Source organism: Streptomyces sp. KR55 (assembly GCF_052245645.1).
GTDB lineage: Bacteria > Actinomycetota > Actinomycetes > Streptomycetales > Streptomycetaceae > Streptomyces > Streptomyces flavusporus.
On sequence record NZ_JBQQCE010000535.1, the window covers coordinates 1 to 6346 of the forward strand.

General features: G+C 69.5%; 5 protein-coding genes. 4 read left to right on the forward strand and 1 reads right to left on the reverse strand.

Going from position 1 to position 6346, the window contains the following annotated elements; translation table 11 throughout:
• From ACTWQJ_RS44435 to ACTWQJ_RS44445, 3 genes are all read left to right on the forward strand, one after another.
• Positions 1-437 (forward strand): AfsR/SARP family transcriptional regulator (locus tag ACTWQJ_RS44435; protein ID WP_443312080.1); only part of this gene is annotated, 437 nt, incomplete at its 5' end.
• 169 nt (positions 438-606) lie between these two features.
• On the forward strand, positions 607-1053 hold the full coding sequence (locus ACTWQJ_RS44440) for a flavin reductase family protein (protein WP_443312084.1): 447 nt from the start codon (positions 607-609) through the stop codon (positions 1051-1053).
• 137 nt (positions 1054-1190) lie between these two features.
• Positions 1191-3410 (forward strand): LuxR C-terminal-related transcriptional regulator, encoded by a 2220-nt coding sequence (locus ACTWQJ_RS44445; RefSeq protein ID WP_443312081.1) that lies wholly within the window; start codon positions 1191-1193, stop codon positions 3408-3410.
• Positions 3411-3429: 19 nt separating this feature from the next.
• On the opposite strand, the gene ACTWQJ_RS44450 is transcribed toward ACTWQJ_RS44445, so the two are convergent.
• Entirely contained in the window at positions 3430-4947 is a 1518-nt protein-coding gene (locus tag ACTWQJ_RS44450; protein ID WP_443312082.1) for a 4-hydroxyphenylacetate 3-hydroxylase family protein, read from the reverse strand.
• A gap of 159 nt (positions 4948-5106) precedes the next feature.
• On the opposite strand from ACTWQJ_RS44450, the gene ACTWQJ_RS44455 reads away from it, so the two are divergent.
• Positions 5107-6346, forward strand: a 1240-nt coding sequence (locus ACTWQJ_RS44455) for an ATP-binding protein (protein WP_443312083.1), incomplete at its 3' end; no start/stop codon positions are given.

Genomic DNA, 6346 nt, shown 5'->3' on the forward strand with positions numbered 1-6346 from the left:
CGGCAGTAAGCACCTCAGGGACCGTCCAGCGACTGCTGGCGGAAGCCACACGGCAGGACCGTGAGCACCGGTGGAACACGCTCCAGTGCGCCCTGGCCATCGCCGAACGCGGCTCCTACTTCGACTCGCTCTCGACGCACTGGCTCGACACCAGGCGCGCCGAACTCGACGCCGCCCTCCTGCAGGCCCGCGTGGACGCGGCGACCGTGGCGCTGCACCTCGGCCGCGTCCGGGAGGCCCGTCGGCTCGCGCGTGTCGTGCTGGACAGCGATCCCTACCGGGAACAGGCCTGGAGGCTCGCCCTGTGCGCTGCGGAGGCGGTCGGCTCGGACGATGAACTGCTCGACTTGTACCGAGGCTACCTGCGCGTCATGAAGGAGCTCGGAGTGCCGCCGTCCGCGGACCTGAGACGTCTGGTCGACCGACTGCGTCGATGAGCCGACAGACCGTGTGGACGCCCGGTGGAGTCCGGCGTAGGACGCGATTTCTCCGACATTAACAGCCGGTGTTGCACGCTTCACAACAGCCACCAGGGCCCAGCCCCACTTTCGCGGAGGTCCTCCGATGAATGAAACCCCTGACATGACAGTCGATTTCCGAGCCACGATGAGCCGGCTCGCCACGGGTGTCAGCGTGATCACCACGCGCTCTGGAAGGACGCCCATCGGCATGACAGCGAGCGCCGTGTCCGCCCTCTCCCTGGACCCGCTCCAACTGCTCGTATGCATCGGCAACCACCTGTACACGCGGACCGCGATCGCGGATCACGGCCGTTTCGCTGTCAATGTCCTCGGCGAGGACAGCGAGCCCCTGGCGAGGAACTTCGCCGTTTCCAAGCCGGACAAGTTCGCGGGCATCGAGACCTTCGACGACCACGGTGTACCGGTGTTGAAGGCCGCCATCGCGGCTGTCGTGTGCGACGTCGCCGAGGCGCTCCCCGGCGGCGATCACACCATCTTCGTGGGTGACGTCCGCTATTGCGCACACAGGGTGGAAGGCCGACCACTGGTCTACTTCGCGGGAGGTTTCGGCGCGCTCGGGGCTCCGCACTAGTGCTGGTGGCAGCGGCCCGAAGGAGGCCGCTGCGAGGCCAGTGACCGGCCCACTACCGCCCCCGATGTCCGGCTCTTGCGAGGCGAGCCATGGCCGTCGGGGGCTCCGCTCGTCCCGACGACTCCACGGAAGGTGCCATGACCAGCTCCGTGCCGACCTTCAAGCTGCATCCTCCGGCCCAGCCCCCGTATCTCCTGACACGCCCGCGTCTGCTGCGTCGGCTTGACGCGGCGACCGAGCCCGTGGTGGTGGTCTCCGCGCCGGCCGGTGCCGGGAAGACGGTGCTCCTGACCGAGTGGTCGCGAGGCCTGGCGGCTCGCGGAGAGTGCGCCTGGCTCAGCCTGGACGCGTACGACAACGCCCCGGGGCGGCTCTGGGCCGGCATCCTGCGGGCGTTGCACCACGTACGACCGAAACTGCCCGCCCGCCTCGACAGCGATGACTGGACGCTCGACGCATGGCTCGAGGAGATCCTGCCGAGCATTCTGACCGGACTGGGCGGAGAGGGGCCGCTCACGCTGATCCTCGACGGACTGGAATCCATCACGGACGTCGACGCGGTCGGCAGCCTGGCGGACTTCCTGACAAGGCTTACCCATGGCTTCCGCATCATTCTGTCGACCCGGCACAATCCCGGACGGCCCTTTCCGGCCCTGCGCGCCCGGGGTCTGATCACCGAACTCGACCAGCACGATCTGGCCTTCACCCCTGAGGAAGCACAGGCGGTGCTCACCGATCTGCTCGGGTCTGCTCCGACCGCGGACACTTCGAGCACGCTGTACGAGGCCACCGAGGGCTGGGCGGCGGGGCTGTGCATCATGGGGCGCACCCTCGCCTGCTCGGCGAACGAGGCTGACGCGGAAGGGAACTTGGCCCGCGGCAGGCAAGCGGTCGCCGAGTATCTGGCCACCGAGGTGCTCGACCGGCTCACCACCGAACAGCGCGAGTTCCTGCTGCATACCAGTGTGCTCGACGAGCTGAGTGCTGGGCCGTGCCAGGCCCTCGCCGGGGACCGGGCGGGCGTACTGCTGCGCGAGCTCGCGCGGACCGTGCAACTGCTCGTGCCCGTCGCTGCCGATCCGCCGGCGTACCGGCATCACCGAGCGCTGTCTCCGCTGCTGTCCCACATCCTGATGTCCGAAGGACCGGACACCGTCGTGTCCCTGCACCGGTCGGCGGCTCGGTGGTACTCCCTGCAGGGGCAGACGACTGCGGCCGTACGGCACTGGGTGCTGGGCGGCGATGAGTCCGCGGCCGTCGCGTCGGTCCTCGACGGCTGGGAGGAGGCGATCTCGGCGGGCCATGGTGCGGAGGTCTCGCATTGGCTGGACCTCTTGTCGCCCCGCACGGTCACCGCCGACGCAAGATTGTGCGTCGTGGCGGCGATGGCGACTCTCTCGGGGGGCGCCCCGGAAACGGCCCGGCGCTGGCTGGATGTGGCCCGGCTCAGACACACGGGACCGGAGACGATCGGCGAAGGCAGCACGGTGTCCGATGCGGCGGCCGTCGCTCAGGCCGTGGCCTGCTGTCTGAAGGGCGAGGTCCTGACCGCCGACCGTCTCGGCGAATCCGCCGTCGCCGGCACCATGCCATTGACTTCCTGGCGTGCCCTGGCCTGTACGGCGCGGGGTACCGCTCTGCTGTGGACCCGCCGGTACGAGGAGGCGGAGTCGCTGCTCGGCGAGGCGACCCGTGATGCGCATGCCGCCGGGCACGGTTTGGCGCTCGTCCGCGCGCTGGGTTTGCGGACGGTGTGCGCGCTGCTGGCCGGACGGTACGAGCAGGCGCGAATTCTGAGCGACGAGGCCCTCCAGGCGGTCGCGACGGCAGGTCTGGGCAGGCACTTCGTCGCCGTCTCCGCCTACATCGGCCGGGCCGGCCTACTCCTCGAAGGGGGACAGGTCGAGGAGGCCGAACGGGTTCTGGCCGGCGCGGAAGCGGCGCTGGCGGGCTTGCCCCAGACCGGAGGCGAACCCCACGTACGCGCCCTGTGCCACTTCACGCGGGCGCGACTCGAGAGTGCGCGGCACAACGAGGACGCGGCGCGGGAGGCCCGCGAGGCAGCCGAGCGGGCAGCGGCCCGGTGCGAGTCGCCAGGGGTACTGACGTATCTGCTCGGGCGAGTCGGCCAGGACACGGTCGTGACGCCTGCCGCGCCCGGCCCTCAGGACCTGTCGCTGGGGGAGCGCCGAGTGCTCCGCGCCCTGTGCGGTCCGCTGACGCTGCGTGAGATAGCCTCCGAGTTCTACGTGTCCCACAACACGGTCAAGACACAGGTACGGGCGATCTTCCGCAAACTCGACGCGCACGACCGGAGCGGAGCGGTCGCAAGGGCCCGGGAGCACGGCGTGCTCTGACCCGGGCCCTTGCCTCCTGCTACGAGGCGTCCTGGCGTCGGGCGTAGTCCGCCTGAGCCGCGTACGCGGTCTCCTTCTGCTCGTCGCCCACGCTCTCGATGCCGCAGACCTTGCGCGCGAGGTCTGCGATGGAGCCGCTCGGGGACAGCTCTGCGCGCTTCATGGTGAGGGTGCGGATGGCCAGCAGAGGCGTGCCGTTGAAGTTCTCGAAGGTGCTGATGCGGTCGCCCCAGTCGGACAGGAACAGGTCACGGATCACGCGGCTGATCTTCAGCCTGTCGTGCGGCCTTCCGACCGGTCCGGTCTGCAGCGCCTCCAGCCAGGGCCGCAGTTCGGGCCGCTGCCACTGCCCCTCGGTCGGGAAGATGAGCGAGGCGCGTCCGGCCAGGTCGATGACCTCGTTGACCATGCCGGCAACGTTCTCGAGGTAATAGGCCCGGCCGAAGTCGAACATCAGGACGTTCGGCTTGTAGAGGCCGCCGGGCGTGGTGAACCCCGCGTCCTCCGAAGCGATCACATGCGCCTTGAGCGTCTGGTGGAAGCCGGCGAACCGGGCGATTCGGGCTTGCACCGGCGGCAGTTGGTAGGTGCCGATGTGCTCGGTGATCAGCAGGGTCAGACCGAGCATCAGCTCGGCGCGCACCATCTGGCGCACCAGCGCCTGGTAGTGCAGCCAGTCGAAGACGCGCTGCGGGTACAGCGACGCGTGCTGGGGGTTACCGATGTGGAACACCCGGTTCCAGGGGATGAACACGTCCTCGAACACGATGACGCTGTCCAGTTCGTCGCCCTGGGAGGCGAGCGGGTGCTCGACTTCCTCGCCGTCCCGGACGTTGCTCTCCCGGCAGATGATGGTGACCCCGGGGGTGTTGGGCTTCACCGCCGCGAAGATGATCTGCTCCGGCAGAATGCCGGGGCGGTAGAAGACGCCGATGTGGATCCAGTCTCCGAAGGCCGCGCCGGTGCCGATCGCCTTCACGCCCCGCACGGTGATGCCCTCGTCCGACGTGCGCACCACTTGCAGGGCCGGGGACTCGGCCTGCGCGGACTCGCGTGAGCGGTCCGTCTGCGGGTCGACGAACGCCGGCGTCGTGTTGAGGTCGCCCTCCCGCACCACGTTCCAGAAGTCGATGATCCCCTCGGTCAGGTCCCTGCCGTCGGTGCCGACGGACTGGCTGCTCCAGGGCTCCGGGTCGTCGACGTAGGTCAGCAGGACGTAGTTGTTGACATCAGGTGTGCGCGGGGTCGCCCCGCCGCCGAGTTCCCGCAGCACCGTCTCCATATAGCGCCGCTTGCGCTTCAGGTCCCCCTTGGTGCGGTGCTGGAACCACGTCATGGAGCGCCTGACGCCCTCTTCGTCCACGAACGTCATGACGTCCTGGAGGTCCGGGCGGTGGTGCAGGTCGTAGAAGTCCGCGAGCCTGCGGGCATACGCCCGGGTCTTGGGGTGCGTGGCCACGTTCTCGACGAGCTCGTCACCCACCCACACCGTGCGGCCGTCGTTCAGCGCCGCCAGGTATTCCTTGCCTGTACGCACGTCGTGCTCCTCTCCAGGGGCAAGAGATCTGGATGGCTCGGAGCATGATTCGCGGCAGGGTGAGAGGACGGCGCGGAACCGACAATCACCCGGGTGAAAGCGTCGATCACGCAGGGACCGACATTGAGGGCGGATGTGGCGGTGCGGCATGCTGGCCCCATGGGCAGCACAGACCCCGCGGGCGACCGGGCCCGTGGGCGCGGGAACCAGGCCATGACCCGGCTGCGCCTCAGGGGACGGGACCGCGAGATCACGGCTGTCCGTGAGGCCCTGGAAGCGGTGCGTGGCGGACGGGGCGCCTGCGTCGTCGTGGAAGGCGCGCCTGGCGTCGGCAAGAGCCTGCTCCTCACGGAGCTGGACGAGCTGGCGCGGCGGTTCGGGTTCGATGTGGTGTCCATACGGGCCGACGAGCTCGACCAGTACGCGGCAAGAGCCGCCCTGCAGTCTGCCTTGCAGTCCTCCGATGGTTCCAACCGAGCCGCCGCAGCCACCGACGACCGACGGCTCTGGCTGCTGGACAGCATCACGGACGCTCTGGAGGACCGGGCCCAGCGCGCCCCGGTGGCCGTGCTTGTGGACGACGCGCAGTGGGCGGATCCGGCTACGCTCTTTGTGCTTCGTACCCTGCCTGGACGACTGGCCGCCTCGCGGATCCTGTGGGTGCTGGCGGTACGGTCGGAGACCGAGCGGCCGACCGTGGCCAGGGTGCGGGAGGACCTCGAACGCCTCGGAGCCCGATGGTTGACCCTCGGCCCCCTGCCACAGCAGGAGCTCGAGCACATCGCAGCCGATGTGCTCGGGGCGAGGCCGTCACCCGGTCTGGTCAGGCTGCTGCGAGGCGTCGCGGGCAATCCGTTCCTGGCGATTGAACTGGTGCGCGCTTTTGCCAACACGGATGCCGTCAAAGTGGAGGGGGGCGTGGCGAACCTCCTGCACCACGGCATCCCTGTCGGTTTCCGGCTGGGTGTCGCCGCGCGCCTGGACCGGCTCCCGGAGGATGCCGTGCGCCTGCTCCAGATGGGGTCCGTCCTCGGCCGCGAATTCGACCTCGGCACGGCCGCCCGAATGCTCGGCAGGCAGGTCGGCAGCCTGCTGTCGGGCGTCGAGGCCGCCCTGAGCGCCGGTCTGCTGGCGGCCGACGGCCCGCGACTCGCCTTCCGTCACGACCTCATACGGCAGGCTGTCCACGAGAACCTGCCTCTGGCCGTACGGACCGCTCTGCACCGGGAGGCGGCCGAGAGTCTGCGCGGCACCGGGGCACGATCGGCGGAGGTGGCCTGGCACGTCGTCATGTCGGGCGGCCCGGTCGACGACGACGCCGTGACCACGCTGCACACAGCCGTACGGGAACTGTCGTCGACGGCCCCCGACGCGGCTGCCGACCTCGCTCAGCGGATCG

Bases quoted from the DNA above. Each gene is read 5' to 3' on its own strand.
- ACTWQJ_RS44440 (WP_443312084.1), top strand. From the start codon at position 607: ATGAGCCGGCTCGCCACGGGTGTCAGCGTGATCACCACGCGCTCTGGA.
- ACTWQJ_RS44445 (WP_443312081.1), top strand. From the start codon at position 1,191: ATGACCAGCTCCGTGCCGACCTTCAAGCTGCATCCTCCGGCCCAGCCC.